General features: G+C 68.9%; 14 protein-coding genes. 7 read left to right on the plus strand and 7 right to left on the minus strand.

The genetic code is table 11. The features are described from left to right. Positions 1–5: 5 nt before the first annotated feature. Complete coding sequence (locus BN3385_RS24050) at positions 6–581, minus strand: DUF1707 SHOCT-like domain-containing protein (protein WP_059020647.1); 576 nt, start codon at positions 579–581, stop codon at positions 6–8. Between the two features lie 61 nt (positions 582–642). On the opposite strand from BN3385_RS24050, the gene BN3385_RS24055 reads away from it, so the two are divergent. Further along, positions 643–1,029, plus strand: a complete 387-nt coding sequence (locus BN3385_RS24055) for a Rieske (2Fe-2S) protein (protein ID WP_059020649.1) — start codon at positions 643–645, stop codon at positions 1,027–1,029. Between the two features lie 3 nt (positions 1,030–1,032). Here the strand turns inward: BN3385_RS24055 and BN3385_RS24060 are convergent, their stop codons facing one another. The 5 genes from BN3385_RS24060 to dxr form a co-directional block, all read right to left on the minus strand. After that, positions 1,033–2,856: a penicillin-binding transpeptidase domain-containing protein gene (locus BN3385_RS24060; RefSeq protein WP_059020651.1), complete on the minus strand. Its 1,824-nt coding sequence runs from the start codon at positions 2,854–2,856 to the stop codon at positions 1,033–1,035. 119 nt (positions 2,857–2,975) lie between these two features. After that, a complete protein-coding gene (locus BN3385_RS24065) occupies positions 2,976–3,830 on the minus strand; it encodes a GNAT family N-acetyltransferase (protein WP_059020653.1) in 855 nt (284 codons plus the stop codon). Positions 3,831–3,877: 47 nt separating this feature from the next. Then, positions 3,878–5,017, minus strand: coding sequence for a flavodoxin-dependent (E)-4-hydroxy-3-methylbut-2-enyl-diphosphate synthase (ispG, locus tag BN3385_RS24070; protein WP_059022376.1), 1,140 nt, complete (start codon positions 5,015–5,017; stop codon positions 3,878–3,880). 31 nt (positions 5,018–5,048) lie between these two features. After that, a complete protein-coding gene (locus BN3385_RS24075; protein WP_059020655.1) occupies positions 5,049–6,287 on the minus strand; it encodes a M50 family metallopeptidase in 1,239 nt (412 codons plus the stop codon). Beyond that, the gene (gene dxr, locus BN3385_RS24080) at positions 6,284–7,486 is read right to left on the minus strand and encodes a 1-deoxy-D-xylulose-5-phosphate reductoisomerase (RefSeq protein WP_082690620.1); all 1,203 of its coding nucleotides are present in this window, start codon (positions 7,484–7,486) and stop codon (positions 6,284–6,286) included. The genes BN3385_RS24075 and dxr overlap by 4 nt, the downstream gene beginning before the upstream one ends. Before the next feature lie 180 nt (positions 7,487–7,666). On the opposite strand from dxr, the gene BN3385_RS24085 reads away from it, so the two are divergent. The 6 genes from BN3385_RS24085 (at position 7,667) to BN3385_RS24110 (ending at position 15,283) form a co-directional block, all read left to right on the plus strand. After that, positions 7,667–8,692: an iron ABC transporter substrate-binding protein gene (locus BN3385_RS24085; RefSeq protein WP_059020659.1), complete on the plus strand. Its 1,026-nt coding sequence runs from the start codon at positions 7,667–7,669 to the stop codon at positions 8,690–8,692. Beyond that, positions 8,693–10,264 (plus strand): ABC transporter permease, encoded by a 1,572-nt coding sequence (locus BN3385_RS24090; protein ID WP_059020661.1) that lies wholly within the window; start codon positions 8,693–8,695, stop codon positions 10,262–10,264. Further along, the gene (locus BN3385_RS24095; RefSeq protein WP_059020664.1) at positions 10,261–11,310 is read left to right on the plus strand and encodes an ABC transporter ATP-binding protein; all 1,050 of its coding nucleotides are present in this window, start codon (positions 10,261–10,263) and stop codon (positions 11,308–11,310) included. The genes BN3385_RS24090 and BN3385_RS24095 overlap by 4 nt, the downstream gene beginning before the upstream one ends. Further along, entirely contained in the window at positions 11,303–13,762 is a 2,460-nt protein-coding gene (locus tag BN3385_RS24100; RefSeq protein WP_502688090.1) for a non-ribosomal peptide synthetase, read from the plus strand. Before BN3385_RS24095 ends, BN3385_RS24100 begins: the two co-directional genes overlap by 8 nt. A gap of 146 nt (positions 13,763–13,908) precedes the next feature. Continuing rightward, a complete protein-coding gene (locus BN3385_RS24105; protein WP_059020666.1) occupies positions 13,909–14,565 on the plus strand; it encodes a fasciclin domain-containing protein in 657 nt (218 codons plus the stop codon). 118 nt (positions 14,566–14,683) lie between these two features. Further along, entirely contained in the window at positions 14,684–15,283 is a 600-nt protein-coding gene (locus tag BN3385_RS24110; RefSeq protein WP_059020668.1) for a fasciclin domain-containing protein, read from the plus strand. Positions 15,284–15,364: 81 nt separating this feature from the next. Here BN3385_RS24110 and BN3385_RS24115 read toward each other — a convergent pair whose 3' ends face one another. Beyond that, complete coding sequence (locus BN3385_RS24115; protein WP_059020670.1) at positions 15,365–16,831, minus strand: sugar transferase; 1,467 nt, start codon at positions 16,829–16,831, stop codon at positions 15,365–15,367. Positions 16,832–16,890: the final 59 nt, after the last annotated feature.

A 16,890-nucleotide genomic window follows, 5' to 3' on the forward strand; every position in this document is an offset into this window, starting at 1 on the left:
AAAGCCTAGCGGCGACGCAGCAGCGGCCGCTTGGGGCCGCGGACGTTGACCATCCCCATCACCACCCGCCCGGTGAGCACCACATGCGGGCTGCCCTCGGCGGGGGCGTCCTTGCGGCGGTCGCGGGCACTGCCGCCGTAGACGGTCACATCGTCGATCGAGGCGCTGGCCCCGTCGGGCAGCCGCAGCTCCAGCGACCCGCGCACCAGGTCGAGTTCGATGACGACGACGGGCCCGGCGAACCGGGCGTTGGTCAGGTCCAGTTCCACCGACCCCACCCGGCGCACCAGGGCCAGCCGGGTCGGCACGGTCCACTCCCCCTGCCGTTTGAGCGATCCGAGCCAGCCCCGCAGCTCCACCCGGTCGGCGGCCGAGGTGACGATGGCGCCCGGCCCGGGCAGGTCGTCGACCAGAACGTCGAGCTCGGTGCGCATCCGGGCCGCCGAGACCTGCGCCGAGCGCTCCTCGAACTCGCCGATGTCGATCAGCCCGAGGGCGACGGCATTGTGCAGCCGCCGCAGGGTCCCGTTGCGGTCGGCGTCGGAGACCCGCAGCGCGGGGGTGTTGTCGATTCCGGTCATGACCTATCCACGGTACCTGCGCGGGACCTCGTGGGATGCCCCTGCACTAGCCTGACGGGCTGTGACTGAACTGACCCGCCGCACCGTGCTGATCGCCGGAGCCATCGGACCGCTGGCGGCCTGCGGGGCGGCCACCCAGAAGATCACCCCGGCCACCCCGCCGGTAGCGGGTCAGGCGCTCTCTGCCACCGCCGAGATCCCGGTGGGGTCGGGCAGGGTGGTCGGCGACACCATCGTCACCCAGCCGGCAGCCGGGACATTCGAGGCGTTCATCGCCCGCTGCACCCACGCCGGCTGCACGTTGCCCTCGGTCAGCGGCGACACCATCGACTGCCCCTGCCACGGCAGCCGGTTCGACCTCTCCGGCGCGGTGCTGCGCGGACCCGCCATGGCGCCGCTGACACCGGTGAAGGTGGCGGTGCGGGGCGGGCTGCTCGTCGCCGAGTAAGCCTCAGGCCAGGTAGTCCGCGGGCAGTTCGTCGAGCATCATCTTGACCATCCGCACGGCGTACTCCGAACTGCCGCCGCCGACGATCAGCGAGGCGAACGCCATATCGCCGCGGTAGCCGGTGAACCAGGCGTGCGATCCGCCGGCGAATTCGGCCTCACCGGTCTTCCCGCGCACGTCACCGGAGCCGAGGATGTCCTTGGCCGTGCCGTTGGTGACTACCAGTCGCATCATCTCGCGCAAACCGTCGAGCACCGCGGGATCGGGTGCCGGGTGCTCGCCGGTCTCGGTGGTCTGCCGTCCGACGATGAGGTGCGGCGTCGGCGTCTTGCCGGCGGCCACCGTGGCCGCGGCCAGCGCCATCCCGAACGGGGTGACCACGACCTTGCCCTGGCCGAAGCCGTCCTCGGTGCGTTCGGCGAGGTTGACGGTGGGCGGCACGCTGCCGGTCACGGTCGTCAGCCCGTCGATCGTGTAGTCCGGGCCGATGCCGTACTGGGAGGCCGCCGAGGTCAGCGCGCTCGGCGGCATCCGGCTGGCCAGTTCGGCGAACGTGGTGTTGCACGAGTTCGCGAACGCCTTGGCCATCGGGACCGTGCCCAGGTCGAACTTGTTGTAGTTCGGGATCGTGCGGTGGCCGATATCGATTTCGCCCGGGCAGCCGACCAGGGTGTTGGGGGTGGCCATATCGCGCTCGATGGCCGCGCTGGCGGTGACGATCTTGAACGTCGACCCGGGCGGGTAAAGGCCGGTGGTGGCCGCCGGGCCGTCGGCGTCGGCCGCCGCGTTCTGCGCCACGGCCAGGATCTCGCCGGTCGACGGCTTGATGACCACGATCATCGCCTTGCGGCCCTGGGTGTCGACGGCGTGCTGGGCGGCGTTCTGCACCGAGCGGTCCAGGGTGATCGACACCGACGGCGCCGGCTGGCCGGGCACCTCGTTGAGGACGTCGACGTCGTTGCCGTTCTGGTTGACGCTGACCACCCGCCAACCGGCCTCGCCGTCGAGCTCGTCGATCACCGACTTCTTGACCTCGGTGATGATGGCCGGCGCGAACGTGTCGTCGGTGGGCAGCAGGTCGGCCTGCGGGGTGACCACCACACCGGGTAGCGCGTCGAGAGCACCGGCCACCTTGTCGCGGTCTGCGGGCCGCAGGGTGATCAGGTCCAGCGGTGTACTCGACGAGCTGGCCTGTTCGGCCAGGCGCTGCGGGTCGAGGGTGTCGTCGAATTGGCGCAGCTGGTCGGCGACCACCCGCGCCGTGGCCATCAGGTCACCGCCGGCTTTGGCGGCGTCGAGCTGATAGCGGTACAGGTTGCCGGGCACCAGGACGTCGGTGCCGCCGAGTTCGTTGACCGACGCGCGGCGCGGCTGGTCGGCCCGCAGGGCGAAGGTCTGGTGCTCACCGAGCTTGGGGTGCAGGTCGCTGGCCGACCAGCGCACCCGCCACGTGCCCTCGTCGCGGATCATCTGCAGCACACCGTCGTAGGTCCAGGTGCGCTTCTTGGGCAGCTGCCAGGTAAAGCGGTAGTTCACGCTGCCGGTGTCCTCGGCGTAGCGCGTGCTGAGGATCTGGGCGTCCAGGTGCCTCGCCTGCAGTCCGGCCCACGCCTCGTTCAGCGCGGCCTGCGCATCGGAGGGCCGGTCGGACAGCTGGGCCGCCGAGGAGGTGTCGCCCTTGGCCAGGTCGGCGAGGAACTGCTGAGCCGCCGGGCCGGGGCCGTCCGGGCGCGGCGTGCACGCCGACAGCGTGGCCGAGGCCGCCACCACCGAGAGCACCGACAGCGCGCCTGTGACTCGTGTTGCTAGTGAGGTGCAAGTAGCCATTGGGGCAGATGTTATGAGTCTGTGACCCCGAACGGTCGGAGGCGCACCGTGGTGATGGCGTCGAACGTCGACTTCCGTGCGTGAAATCCCCGCCGGGGCAACAACAACTCGACGTTGGATCAGTCGAGCAGGACGGTCGCGAACATCCCGACCTCGGCGAAACCCACCCGGGCGTAGGCCGCACGGGCCACGGTGTTGAAGTTGTTGACGTACAGGCTGGCGATCCGCCCGCTGTCCACCACCGAGGCGGCGACCGCCGCGGTGCCGGCGGTGCCGAGCCCGCGGCCGCGGTACTCCGGATGCACCCAGACCCCCTGGATCTGGCCCACCACCGGCGACTGCGAGCCCACCTCGGCCTTGAACACCACCTGGCCGTGCTCGAATCGGGCGAACGCGCGTCCCGCCGCGATCAGCGAGGCGACCCGGCGGCGATACCCGCGGCCGCCGTCACCGATCCGGGGATCGATACCGACCTCGCCGATGAACATGTCGATCGCGGCCACCAAGTAGGCGTCGAGTTCGTCGACCCGCACCCGGCGCACCGCCGGGTCAATGGCACAGGCCGGCCGCCCGCCGATGGCCATCAACGGCTGGCGGTCGCGTACGTCGCGCGCGGGACCCCAGGCGTGCTGCAGCCGGTCCCACATCGGTAGCACGAGTTCCGCCCGGCCCACCAAGGATGAGCAGCGCCGCGCGGTGCTCATCGCCTTGTCGGCGAACGCGAACAAGTCAGACTGCGAGCCGCGCAGCGGGATCAGGTTGGCTCCGGCGTAACACAGCGATTCCTCGGCACGCCTGCGCGTCCAGAGTTCCCCGCCGATGGCCTGCGGATCGACACCGTGCTCGGCGACGCGGGCGGCCACCATGCACGAGCCGACCGGATCGTCGGCCAGCACCCGGCCCACCGCAGCGGCATCGCGAGCCACCGACACCCGTCGTTCATCGACCAGGCGGAACAGTGGCGGAGCCGACATGGGCTTACTTTCTGCGGGGTGTGAAAGCCGCTGCGCGGTTTACGCGCTCAGCTTACGGTCACCACCGGTGAACCGCTGGCAGATGTATCCGTGCCGCGCTGTTCTTCAGCAAGTCGCATCGCCTCTTCGATCAACGTCTCGACGATCTGCGCCTCGGGCACGGTCTTGATGACCTCACCCTTGACGAAGATCTGACCCTTGCCGTTGCCGGAGGCCACCCCGAGGTCGGCCTCGCGCGCCTCGCCCGGACCGTTGACCACGCAGCCCATGACCGCCACTCGCAGCGGCACGTCGAGCCCGTCCAGACCGGCCGACACCTCGTTGGCCAGGGAGTAGACGTCGACCTGGGCACGCCCGCAGGACGGGCAGGACACGATCTCCAGGCCGCGCGGCCGCAGGTTGAGCGACTCCAGGATCTGGGTGCCGACCTTGACCTCTTCGACCGGCGGAGCCGACAGCGACACCCGGATGGTGTCGCCGATGCCGTCGGACAACAGCGCACCGAAGGCCACCGCGGACTTGATGGTGCCCTGGAAGGCCGGGCCGGCCTCGGTCACGCCGAGATGCAGCGGGTAGTCGGTCTTCTCGGCCAGCAACCGGTAGGCCGCCACCATCACGACGGGGTCGTTGTGCTTGACGCTGATCTTGATGTCGCCGAAGCCGTGCTCCTCGAACAGCGAGGCCTCCCACATCGCGGACTCGACGAGCGCCTCCGGGGTGGCCTTGCCGTACTTCTCCAGGAAGCGCTTGTCCAGCGAGCCGGCGTTGACGCCGATGCGGATCGGAATGCCCGCTGCCCCAGCGGCTTTGGCCACCTCGCCGACCCGGCCGTCGAACTCCTTGATGTTGCCGGGGTTGACGCGCACTGCCGCACAGCCGGCGTCGATGGCGGCGAAGATGTACTTGGGCTGGAAGTGGATGTCGGCGATCACCGGGATCTGGCTCTTCTTGGCGATGGCCGGAAGCGCGTCGGCGTCCTCCTGGCGGGGACACGCCACCCGGACGATGTCGCAGCCGGCCGCGGTGAGTTCGGCGATCTGCTGCAGCGTCGCGTTGATGTCGTGGGTCTTGGTGGTGCACATCGACTGCACCGAGATCGGGTGATCGCTGCCCACACCGACATTGCGCACCATGAGCTGGCGGGTCTTGCGGCGAGGAGCGAGTACGGGCGGCGGTGCGGGGGGCATCCCCAGGCCGATGGAAGTCACGTGGGTTCTCCTACTGGAACAACCTGATCGGATTGACCAGGTCGGCGGTCACGGTCAAGAGCATGTAGCCGACCACCACGACGAGGATCACGTAGGTGGCGGGCATCAGCTTCAGGTAGTTGACCGGCGCCGCGGCGACCTTGCCGCGGGCCGATCGGATCATGTTGCGGATCTTCTCGAAGAAGGCGATCGCGATGTGGCCGCCGTCGAAGGGCAGCAGCGGCACCAGGTTGATCGCGCCCAGCACGAAGTTCAGCTGGGCCAGGAAGAACCAGAACGCCACCCACAGTCCGTGATCCACGGTGTCGCCGCCGATGATGCTGGCACCGACCACGCTGATCGGGGTTTCGGGGTCACGTTCACCGCCGCCGATGGCGTGCACCAGTGCACCCACCTTGGTCGGGATGGCCGCCAGCGACTTGCCGAGTTCGACGGCGAGGTCACCGGTGAAGGCGAAGGTGGCAGGAACCGCCGACAGCGGGTTGTACTGCGTCGGGCCGACATTGGCGGCGCTGATGCCGACGGCGCCGACGTTGGTCGGGGCGGCCTCGGTGCTGCCGTCCTTGGTGGTCCAGCGCTGGGTCGCAGCGACGTCGACGTTGGTGGTGAACTCGTAGGTGTCACCGTTCTGGGTGCGCTGCACCACGAACGGGGTGGGGCCGGAGGCCTTGCGGACCGCGGTGACCATCTCGTCGAAGTTCTTGACCTCGGTGTCGCCGACCTTGACGACGGCGTCGCCGGGCTTGATGCCAGCCATCGCGGCCGGGCCGGCGCCGGTGCACGGCTCCAGCTCGCCCTTGGTGACTTCGGCTGCCACACAGGCGGTTTCACCCACAATGGCCTTGGTCGGCGGATGCAGGTTGGGCAGGCCCCAGATCACCGCGATCGCGTAGATCAGGACCAGGCCGATCAGGAAGTTCATCCCGGGGCCGGCGAACAGCACCGCGACCCGCTTCCAGGTCTTCTGCTTGTACATCGCGTACGGCTCGTCTTCGGGGGCCAGTTCCTCCACCGAGGTCATGCCCGCGATATCGCAGAAGCCGCCGGCCGGGACCGCCTTGACGCCGTATTCGGTGTAGCCGAGCCGGTTGGGTCGCAGGGTCGACCACAGGGTGGGGCCGAAGCCCACGAAGTAGCGGCGCACCTTCATCCCGGTGGCGCGCGCCACCCACATGTGACCGCACTCGTGCAACGCCACCGAGACGAGGATGGCGAGGGCGAACAGCACGATGCCGAGAGCGAACATCATCGGATTGACGCGACCTCCTGTGTGACGGCGGCACGGGCGCGTTGCCGGGCCCACTGCTGCGCGTCCAGTACTTCTTCCACGGTAGCCGGTTCGGCAGCCCACTGGTCGGCGGCGTGCAGGACGTCAGCGATTGTTCGCACAATCGCCGGGAACCCGATCTGGCCGTTCAGGAAGGCCTCGGCGGCCTCTTCGTTGGCGGCGTTGTAGACCGCCGTCATGCAGCCACCGGTCTGCCCGGCATGCCGGGCCAGGTCGACGGCCGGGAACACGGCGGCATCCAGGGGTTCGAACTCCCAGGTGGAGGCGGTGCTGAAGTCGCAGGCCGCGGCGGCCCCGGCAACCCGGTCGGGCCAGCCCAGCGCCAGCGAGATCGGCAACTTCATATCCGGCGGGCTGGCCTGGGCGATGGTGGAGCCGTCGGTGAACGTCACCATCGAGTGCACGATCGACTGCGGGTGGACCACCACGTCGATGCGGTCGTAGGGGATGCCGAACAACAGGTGCGTCTCGATCAGTTCCAGGCCCTTGTTGACCAGCGATGCAGAGTTCAGCGTGTTCATCGGGCCCATGTTCCAGGTGGGATGTGCCCCGGCCTGCTCGGGTGTGACGGACTCCAGGTCGGCGGCGGCCCAGCCGCGGAACGGCCCGCCCGAGGCGGTCAGCACCAGCCGGGCCACCTCCTCGGGACGTCCGGAGCGCAGGCACTGGGCCAACGCGGAGTGCTCGGAGTCCACCGGCACGATCTGGCCGGGCGCTGCGGCGCGCAACACCAGCGGGCCACCGGCGACCAGCGACTCCTTGTTGGCCAGCGCCAGGCGTGCGCCGCTGTGCAGCGCGGCCAGCGTCGGCTCCAGGCCCAGTGCGCCCACCAGGGCGTTGAGGACGACGTCGGCCTCGGTGTCCTGCACCAAGCGGGTGACGGCGTCGGGCCCGCTGTAGGGCACGTCGCCGACTTTCTCGGCGGCCTCGGGGTTGGCGACAGCGATATTGGCCACCTGGGTCTCGGCACGCTGGCGGGCCAGCAGGTCGGGGTTACCGCCGCCGGCGGCCAGGCCCACCACCTCGAAGCGATCCGGGTTCTCGGCGATGACCTCCAGCGCCTGGGTGCCGATCGAACCGGTGCTGCCCAGGATCAGGACCCGGAGGCGGTCTGCGGAGTTCACCGTCCCATTGTGCCGCCTCCGGCGGCGATGTCCCACTGTGCCGTCTGCCGCCCCGGTTCCCCTCGCGAGCAGACGCGAACTCGCACGGTTGGGGGCGTATTGATGCGATTTTGTGTCTGCTCGCGGGCATCCTGGCCGGTGGGGCGGGCGCCTGGGCTTCCGGAGCGGGTGGTTATATGGTTAGCCAATCCTTATGGACCGTAGGAAGGGGCGAGGATGCGCCGGTGCTGGAACTCCGTGCGGGTGGCCGCAGCGCTGGTGGTCAGTGCGGTGCTGGCCGCGGCGGGTACGGCCTGCTCCTCCTCCGGCGGCGGTGACGAGCTACTCGTCTACAACGCCCAGCACGAGTCGCTGACCAAGGAATGGATCGAGGCGTTCACCAAGGAAACCGGGATCAAGGTGACTTACCGTCAGGGCGGTGACACCGAACTCGGCAACCAGCTGATCGCCGAGGGCACCAACTCCCCCGCCGACGTCTTCCTCACCGAGAACTCCCCGGCGATGGCCGCCGTCGAACGGGCCGGTCTGTTCGCGCCGGTGGACGCCGCGGTGATCGCCAACGTGCCTGCCCAGTTCCGGCCGGCCAGCAATGCCTGGACCGGGGTGGCCGCGCGCAGCACGGTATTCGTCTACAACCCGTCCAAGCTGCCCGCCGACCAGCTGCCGAAATCGCTGCTGGATCTGGAGAAGCCGGAGTGGAAGGGCCGCTGGGGCGCGCCGCCGCCGAAAGCCGACTTCCAGGCCATCGTCGCCGCGCTGCTCGAGCTGAAGGGGCCTGCGGTCACCTCCCAGTGGCTGACCGGCATGAAGACCAACGCGGTGCTGTACTCCGACAACATCGCCACCCTGCGCGCGGTCAACAGCGGCGAGGTCGCCGGCGGGATCATCTACCACTACTACTGGTATCGCGATCAGGCCAAGACCAAGGAGATGAGCGGCAACACCGCGCTGCACTACTTCGGCAACCAGGATCCCGGGGCATTCCTCAGCCTGTCCGGCGCCGGCGTGCTGAAATCCAGCAAGAAGCAGGACAAGGCCCAGCGCTTCCTGGAATTCGTCACCAGCAAGGCCGGCCAGCAGATTCTGGAGAACGGGACGTCGATGGAGTATCCGGTGGCCAGCGGCGTGCCCGCCAACCCCGCACTCAAACCGCTCGACCAGCTCGACCCGCCCCGGGTGGACCCGTCGGCGCTGCAGCCCCAGCAGGTGTCGGACCTGATGACGCAGGCGGGCCTGTTGTAGGTGACCGTCGTACACGCCCCACCGACCCAGGCGGTCGATCGATCCGGAGGCCGACGCCGGCCCGGACCGCTGATCGCCGCGGTCGTCGCGGGCCTGGTGGTGGTGACGTTCATTCCCCTGGGGTACGTGGCGTGGGCGTTCGTCAGCACCGGACCGGCGCGGGCGGCCGAACTGATCCTGCGACCCCGGGTCGCCGAATTGCTGTTCAACACAGTCGGTTTGGTCGTGGTCACGGTGCCGTTGTGCGTGGTGATCGGGGTCGGCGCGGCCTGGCTGGTGGAACGCACGGACGTGGCGGGCCGCGCGTTGTGGCGCCCGCTTCTGGTGGCGCCGTTGGCAATTCCGGCGTTCGTCAACTCCTACGCCTGGGTGGGTGTGGCACCGGGGTTGCACGGCTTCACCGGTGCGGTCCTGGTGACCACGCTGTCGTACTTCCCGTTCGTCTACCTGCCCGCGGCCGCGACGCTCAAGCGGCTCGATCCGGCGCTGGAGGAATCGGCCCGGTCGCTGGGATCGGGGTCGGCTGCGGTGTTCCTCCGGGTGATCGTGCCGCAGTTGCGGTTGGCGATCCTCGGCGGCGGACTGCTGATCAGCGTGCACCTGCTCGCCGAGTACGGCGCGTTCGCGATGCTGCGGTTCACCACGTTCACCACGGCGATCTTCGAACAGTTCCAGGCGACGTTCGACGGTGCCGCGGGTTCGATGCTCGCCGGCGTGCTAGTGCTGCTGTGCCTCGTGCTGCTGGTCGGCGAAGCCGCCGCCCGCGGTCGGGCCCAATTCGCCCGCGTCGGTTCGGGATCGCCGCGCCCGGTCGCACCGGTGCGGCTCGAGACTATGCGGCCGGTAGCCACGGCGTTCCTCATCGCGGTGGCCGCACTCTCGGTCGGGGTGCCCGCCTGGACGATCCTGCGCTGGCTGCGAATCGGTGGCGCCGCGGTGTGGGATGCCGCCGACATCGGAACGGCGCTGGGTCAGACTCTCGGTCTGGCGACCGCGGGTGCGCTGGCCGCCACCGCGCTGGCGTATCCGGTCGCGTGGGTCGCCGTGCGCACCCGCGGCCCGCTGGCCCGCTTCGTCGAGGGCGCCAACTTCATCACCAGTTCCCTGCCCGGCATCGTCACCGCGCTGGCGTTGGTCACCGTCGCCATCCGCCTCACTCCCCCGCTCTACCAGACGGTTCTGCTGCTGTTGTGCGCCTACGTGCTGATGTTCATCCCGCGCGCGCTGGTGAGCGTGCGGGCCGGGCTGGCGCAGGTGCCGGTCGGCCTGGAGGAGGCGTCCTCGACGCTGGGCACCTCACCGGCACTCACCTTCACCCGCGTCACCGCGCGGCTCACTGCGCCCGCCGCGGCCTCCGGTGCGGCCATGGTGTTCGTGGCGGTGGCCACCGAATTGACCGCGACCCTGCTGCTGGCGCCGACCGGGACCCGCACGCTGTCGATGCGGTTCTGGTCGCTGGCCAGTGAACTCGACTACGCCGCGGCCGCCCCCTACGCCGCGCTGATGGTGCTGCTGGCCCTGCCGGTCACCATGCTGCTGGTCCGGCAGTCGGCGAAAGTGGCCGCACTATGAGCCAGCTCCAGATACGTTCGCTGACAAAGGCTTTCGATCACCCGGTGCTGACCGACCTGGATCTGGACATCGCCGAGGGCAGCATCACCGCGGTCGTCGGCCCGTCCGGTTGCGGGAAGACCACGCTGCTGCGGATCATCGCCGGGTTCGAGACACCCGACGCGGGCACGGTCTCGATCGCCGGGCGCGAGGTGGCCGGACCGCGGGGTTGCGTTCCGCCACACCAGCGCTCGGTCGGTTACGTCGCCCAGGACGGCGCCCTGTTCCCGCATCTGACCGTGGGCCAGAACATCGCCTACGGACTCAAGGGCGGGCTGCGCACGCCGGCGGTCCGCGATCAGGTGACCCACCTGCTGGCGATGGTGTCGCTGGACGAGCACCTGCTGGCGCGGCGGCCCAGCGAACTGTCCGGCGGTCAGCAGCAGCGGGTGGCACTGGCCCGGGCGCTGGCCCGCCGGCCGGCCGTCATGCTGCTCGACGAGCCGTTCAGCTCACTGGACACCGGACTGCGGGCGGCCACCCGGAAAGCCGTGGCGCACACCCTGTCCGAGGCCGGCGTGACCACCCTGCTGGTGACCCACGACCAGGAGGAGGCCTTGTCGGTCGCCGATCAGGTGGCCGTGCTGCGCGGTGGCCGCTTCACCCAGGTGGGGTCACCGCGCGAGCTGTACCTGAACCCGGCCGACCGGTTCACCGCCGAGTTCCTCGGCGACACGGTGTTCCTGCCCGGCACCGTGCGCGACGGCGTCGTCGAGTGTGCCCTGGGACGCCTTGGCGCCGAAGGACATCCGGACGGCCCGGTGACGATCATGCTGCGCCCCGAGCAGCTGTACGCCACCGAGTTGTCCGATGCGATGGCCGATGCCGTCGGCACTGTCGTGGACACCGAGTTCCTGGGCCCGGACGTGCTTCTCACCATCGAGCCCAGTGCCGGCAGCGAGCTCCTGACCGTGCGCCAGCACAGCTTCGGATGTCCCGACCTGCACGCCAAGGTCAGCATCGATATCGTGGGACGACCAGTGATCTTGAAAGGCAGCGGTGCGTGATCTCATCGACCTGATGGCCGGCTTCGCCGATCGTCTCGCCGTCGCCACCGCCGACGAAACCCTCACCTACACCGAACTGGCACAGCGCACCGCCGCCGTCACCGCCGCCCTGGGCGTCGAACGCAAACTCGTCATGCTGGAAGTCAGCAACACCATTCCCGCGCTGGTCGCCTACCTCGCCACCCTGGCGGGCGGCCATGTCGCACTTCCGGTCTCACCCGGCGGCACGCACCGCGAACTCGTCGACACCTACAACCCCGACATCGTCATCGACGCGACCGCGGCGATCCGGCACCGCCGCCGCCACAGCCGCCACCGGCTGCACCCCGACCTCGCCCTGCTGCTGAGCACCTCGGGCAGTACCGGCTCCCCGAAGCTGGTGCGGCTGTCCGCGAGCAACCTGGTCTCCAATGCCGAGGCCATCGCCGAGTACCTGGACATCACCGAGAACGACCGCGCCGCAACCACATTGCCGATGTCGTACTGCTACGGGCTGTCGGTGATCCACAGCCATCTGCGACAGGGCGCGGCCCTGATCCTCACCGAGCAGTCCGTCACCGACGACGACTTCTGGACCCTGATCCGGCACCACCGCGCGACCAGCTTCGCCGGCGTCCCGTACACCTTCGACCTGCTCGACCGGGTCGGCTTCGACACGATGGACCTTCCGCACCTGCGCTACCTCACCCAGGCGGGCGGCCGGATGCATCCGGACTCGGTGCGCCGCTACGCGCAACTGGGTCAGCTCAAGGGTTTCGACTTCGTCGTGATGTACGGGGCCACCGAAGCCACCGCGCGGATGGCGTATCTGCCGCCCACCCTGGCCGACACGCACCCGGAGGCGATCGGCCGCCCCATCCCGGGCGGCTCGTTCACGCTGGCGCCGCTGGCAGGCTGGGCCGAGCCGGACGTCGGCGAACTGGTCTACCACGGCCCCAACGTGATGATGGGCTACGCGCACAGCCCGGCCGACCTGGCGGCCGGACCGGCACTCGACGCGCTGCACACCGGGGACGTGGCCCGCCATCTCGGGGACGGCATCTATCAGGTCGTGGGCCGGCTCAGCAGGTTCGTCAAGCTCTACGGGCTGCGTATCGACCTGCAGCGGCTCGAATCCGCGGTGCACGCGCCCGGTGTCGCGACGATGTGCACGGAGGCCGACGGCCGCCTGGTGGTGGCGGCAGCCGGCCCGGTCGACGCAGCCGACCTGCAACGCCGCACCGCAACCGCGGCCGGTCTGCCGGTGGCCGCCGTGCGGGCGATGCCGATGACCGAGCTGCCGGTGCTGCCGTCCGGCAAGCCGGACTATCCGGCGCTGCGCGACCTGGCCCGCGATCCCGAGCCCGACCCTGCCACCGACCTGCGCCTGCTGTTCGCCGACGTCCTTCAACTCGACGCCGACACGGTGACACCGCAGAGCAGCTTCGTGAGCCTGGGCGGTAACTCCCTGTCCTATGTGGCGGTGTCCATCCAGTTGGAGCGCCTGCTGGGCCGGCTGCCACCGAACTGGCAGGACCGGTCCATCGCCGAGTTGGAGGGTCTGGAACCGGCGACCGGCTCACGCTGGGCCGCCGCCCTGGAAACCAGCGTGGCCCTGCGCGCGGTAGCGATCGTGCTCATCGTCGGCTCGCATGCGGGGCTCTTCGAACTGTGGGGTGGAGCCCACATCCTGCTCGGTGTCGCCGGTTACAACTTCGCCCGGTTCTGCCTGGCCGCCCCGCCCCGCCGACGCCGGGTCCGCCACCTGGTCAGCACGATCGCCTGGATCGCTGTTCCGTCGATCATCTGGGTGGCGATCGCTCTGCTGATCACCAACGACTATGCGGCGACCAACCTGCTTCTGCTGCAGAAGGTTCTGGGGCCCGAGGACAGCATGACCGCCGGACGGCTGTGGTTCGTCGAGGTTCTGGTGTGGACGCTGGTCGCGCTGACGGCGGTGTGCTGGCTTCCCATCAGCGACCGATGGGAGCGCCGGTACCCGTTCGGCTTCGCTGCGGCGTTCCTGGCGCTGGGACTGGCACTGCGCTACGACCTGCCCGGTCTGGGGCTGGGGCGCGACGCCTGGTTCACCGTGCTCGCGTTCTGGTTCTTCGCCGCCGGGTGGGCCGCGGCGAAGTCCTCCACAACCGTGCAGCGGGTGGCGGTCAGTGCGGTCATCGCGGTGTCCGTCGCGGGGTACTTCGGCAATGGCCACCGTGAACTGCTGGTGGCCGCCGGACTGCTGCTGCTGGTGTGGGTGCCGGCACTGCCGGTACCCACCGCATTGACGACGGTGGCCGGGATCGTCGCCGAGGCATCGCTGTACATCTACCTCACCCATTTCCAGGTGTACCCGTTGTTCACCAGCCCACTGGCCGGGGTGCTCGCCTCGGTTCTGGTCGGCATCGGGATCGCCCAGGTGGTGCTGCTGGTGCGCAGCCGGATGCGGCTGCCGGCCCTGTTGCGGCACTAAGCCACCCCCGGGTCCAGGAGTTATGACGCGTTTGTGACCCAGCCATCCGTGACCCGTCCGTGATGCAGTGCACACCGAATCCCTTGCGTAAAGCCGATCAAGACGTGGTCGGTCCGCCGGAACCAGATACGACAAGGGAGTCACTCATGGGATTTCACCGCACCGCACTGACCGCAGCCGGGCTGACCGCAGCCGCCGTACTCTTCGCGGGCTGCTCATCGAGCAGCACCACCACAGCGGAATCGACCAGCACCGAGGCGGCCACCACCTCGACCACGACCACCACCTCGGCCGCGGCCGCTCCGGCGGGCACGCTGGTCGGACCGGGCTGCGCCAGCTACGCCGAGCAGGTTCCGACCGGACCCGGTTCGGTGGCCGGCATGGCCAAGGACCCGGTGACGGTGGCAGCGAGCAACAACCCGTTGCTCAAGACCCTGACCTCGGCGCTGTCGGGCAAGCTGAACCCGAACGTCAACCTGGTGCAGACCCTCGACAGCGGTCAGTTCACCGTGTTCGCTCCGACCGATGACGCGTTCGCCAAGCTCGACCCGGCGACCGTCGAGAAGCTGAAGACCGACTCCGATCTGCTGACCTCGATCCTGACCTACCACGTGGTCCCGGCTCAGGCCAGCCCCGCTCAGGTGGTCGGTGAGCACAAGACCGTGCAGGGCGCGACGGTCACCGTGACCGGCTCCGGCGAGAACCTGAAGGTCAACGATGCCAACGTCGTCTGCGGCGGTGTCCAGACGGCCAACGCAACCGTCTACCTGATCGACACGGTGCTCACCCCGCCCGCCCAGTAACTCCCTACATGAGCCGGCTGCGGGATCGCCGTTCCCCGGCAATGTCGGCGATCCCGCGCCGGCTCCCCCATCAGCGCTGAACCTCTTCCAGCGCAACGCAACACGAAAGGAAACATCGATGAAGGTGTACAAGAAGACCGCCTCCCTGGCGGGTGTGACGGCGGCCGCCGTGATGGGTCTCTCGGTGGCCCTGGCTCCCGCCGCCCTGGCTGACGATCCGGGTGCCAACCTGGTCGGCCCCGGCTGCGCCGCCTACGCGCAGCAGGTCCCGACCGGCCCGGGCTCGGTCGCCGGAATGGCGGTCTCACCGGTTGCCGTTGCGGCGTCGAACAATCCGCTGCTGACCACCCTGACCGCAGCGGTGTCCGGCAAGCTCAACCCGAACGTAAACCTGGTGGACACCCTCAACGGTGGTCAGTTCACGGTGTTCGCCCCGACCGATGAGGCGTTCGCCAAGCTCGACCCGGCTACTGTCGAAACGCTGAAGACCAACTCGGATCTGCTGACCTCGATCCTGACCTACCACGTGGTCCCGGGTCAGGCCGCACCGTCGGCGGTGGTGGGCACCCACAAGACGGTTCAGGGTGCGGATCTCACGGTCGCCGGTTCGGGCAACCACCTCACGGTCAACGGTGCCAACGTGGTCTGCGGCGGTGTCAAGACCGCCAACGCCACGGTGTACCTGATCGACTCGGTGCTGCTGCCGCCGGCCAACTAGGCCCGGCACCCGCAGACCGGCCGGCTGCGGCGGCGCGTTTCTCCTTCACGCCGCCCCAGCCGGCCTTCTGCTGTCCCGAGGTCAATACGCCCCGGTGGCGCGCAGCATGGCGCGCACCGTCTTGACGACGATCATGAGATCGGCCATCAGCGACCAGTTTTCGACATAGCTGATGTCGAGACGCACCGAGACTTCCCACGGCAGATCGGAGCGACCGCTGACCTGCCACAGACCGGTGATGCCGGGCCTCACCAGAAGCCGGCGCCGCACTTCGGCGTCATAGCTGGCGACCTCGCTGGGCAGCGGCGGACGCGGTCCCACGACGCTCATATCGCGGCGCAACACATTGAGGAACTGCGGAATCTCGTCGATGCTGTAGCGGCGCAGCACGCGGCCGACCGGCGTCACCCGAGGGTCACGCCGGATCTTGAACAGCACGCCACCGTCACTCTCGTTCAGTGCACTGAGCTCAGCCAGCATCTGGTCGGCGCCGTTGACCATGGTCCGGAATTTGATCATCCGGAAAGGTTTGCCATCCAGACCAATTCGCTCGGACAGGTAGAACACCGGACCCGAACTGGTGGCCTTGATGAGCAACGCCACCAGCAGCGTCAGCGGCAAGGACAACACCAACACCGCGACCGAGAACGCGATGTCGAACAATCGCTTCTCGAATCCTTTCGCGCCGTTGTACCGCGGCTTTTCCACGTGGATCAGCAGCAGCCCGCCGACCGGCCGCATCAGCAATCGGGGGCTGGCCACATCGACCATGCCGGGTGACACCAACAGGTCGATATCATGCTTCTCCAGCTGCCAGGAAAGATCCCGGATTCCCCTGGCGCCCAACCGCTCCGTGGCGGTCACCGCCACCGCGTCGGCACCGGTCTCCTGGACGGCCCGCACGAGTTCGCCACCGGCGTACACCGGCACCACCCCCACCGACTCGATATCGACGGCGTCGGTGGCTGCGGCCTCGGGGACACAGACGCCGACCACCACGTATCCCGATTCCGATTGCCGCGCCATCGACTCGGCGAGCTCACACACCGCACCGAGCTGTCCCATCGCCACCACCGGCGTGGCATAGCGGCCGAATTTCTTTCTGCCCCTGGCGATCGACCGCCGGACCACCCAGCGCCCGGTCAGCAGGAACGTCAGTCCCAGCGGCAGTGCAATCGCGAGATAGCCGCGCGCGATGTCCAGTTTGAGCAGCATCGCCACGATCGCAATGCCGCCGAACAGCGCCAGCGTCGCTGACAGCACCAGCCGATACTCCTCTGCCCCTTCGCCGATGATCCGCGGCGACCGGCTGCGGTAGATCGACAATGCCGCCAGCCAGGCAACGACCAGCGCCACCGACACCACCGTGTAATCGATCGACTGGAACGAATCTCCCCACCCCGCCGCCACATCGAAGCGCAGCCATTGCGCCGCACAGACCGCGGTGATCACGGCCACCGCGTCCACTTTGCGCAACCGGGACACATACCCCTGCCGCCACGACACCCTGGCCGTGGCTTTTCCTAAGAGAGTCGACTCTATCGACATGCGACGCCTGTCCGATCTCCCCGACCAGCACACGCCAATTTGCGACGATTGTTGCAATG

This window comes from Mycobacterium sp. M26, from assembly GCF_001494595.1.
Taxonomy (GTDB): Bacteria; Actinomycetota; Actinomycetes; order Mycobacteriales; family Mycobacteriaceae; genus Mycobacterium.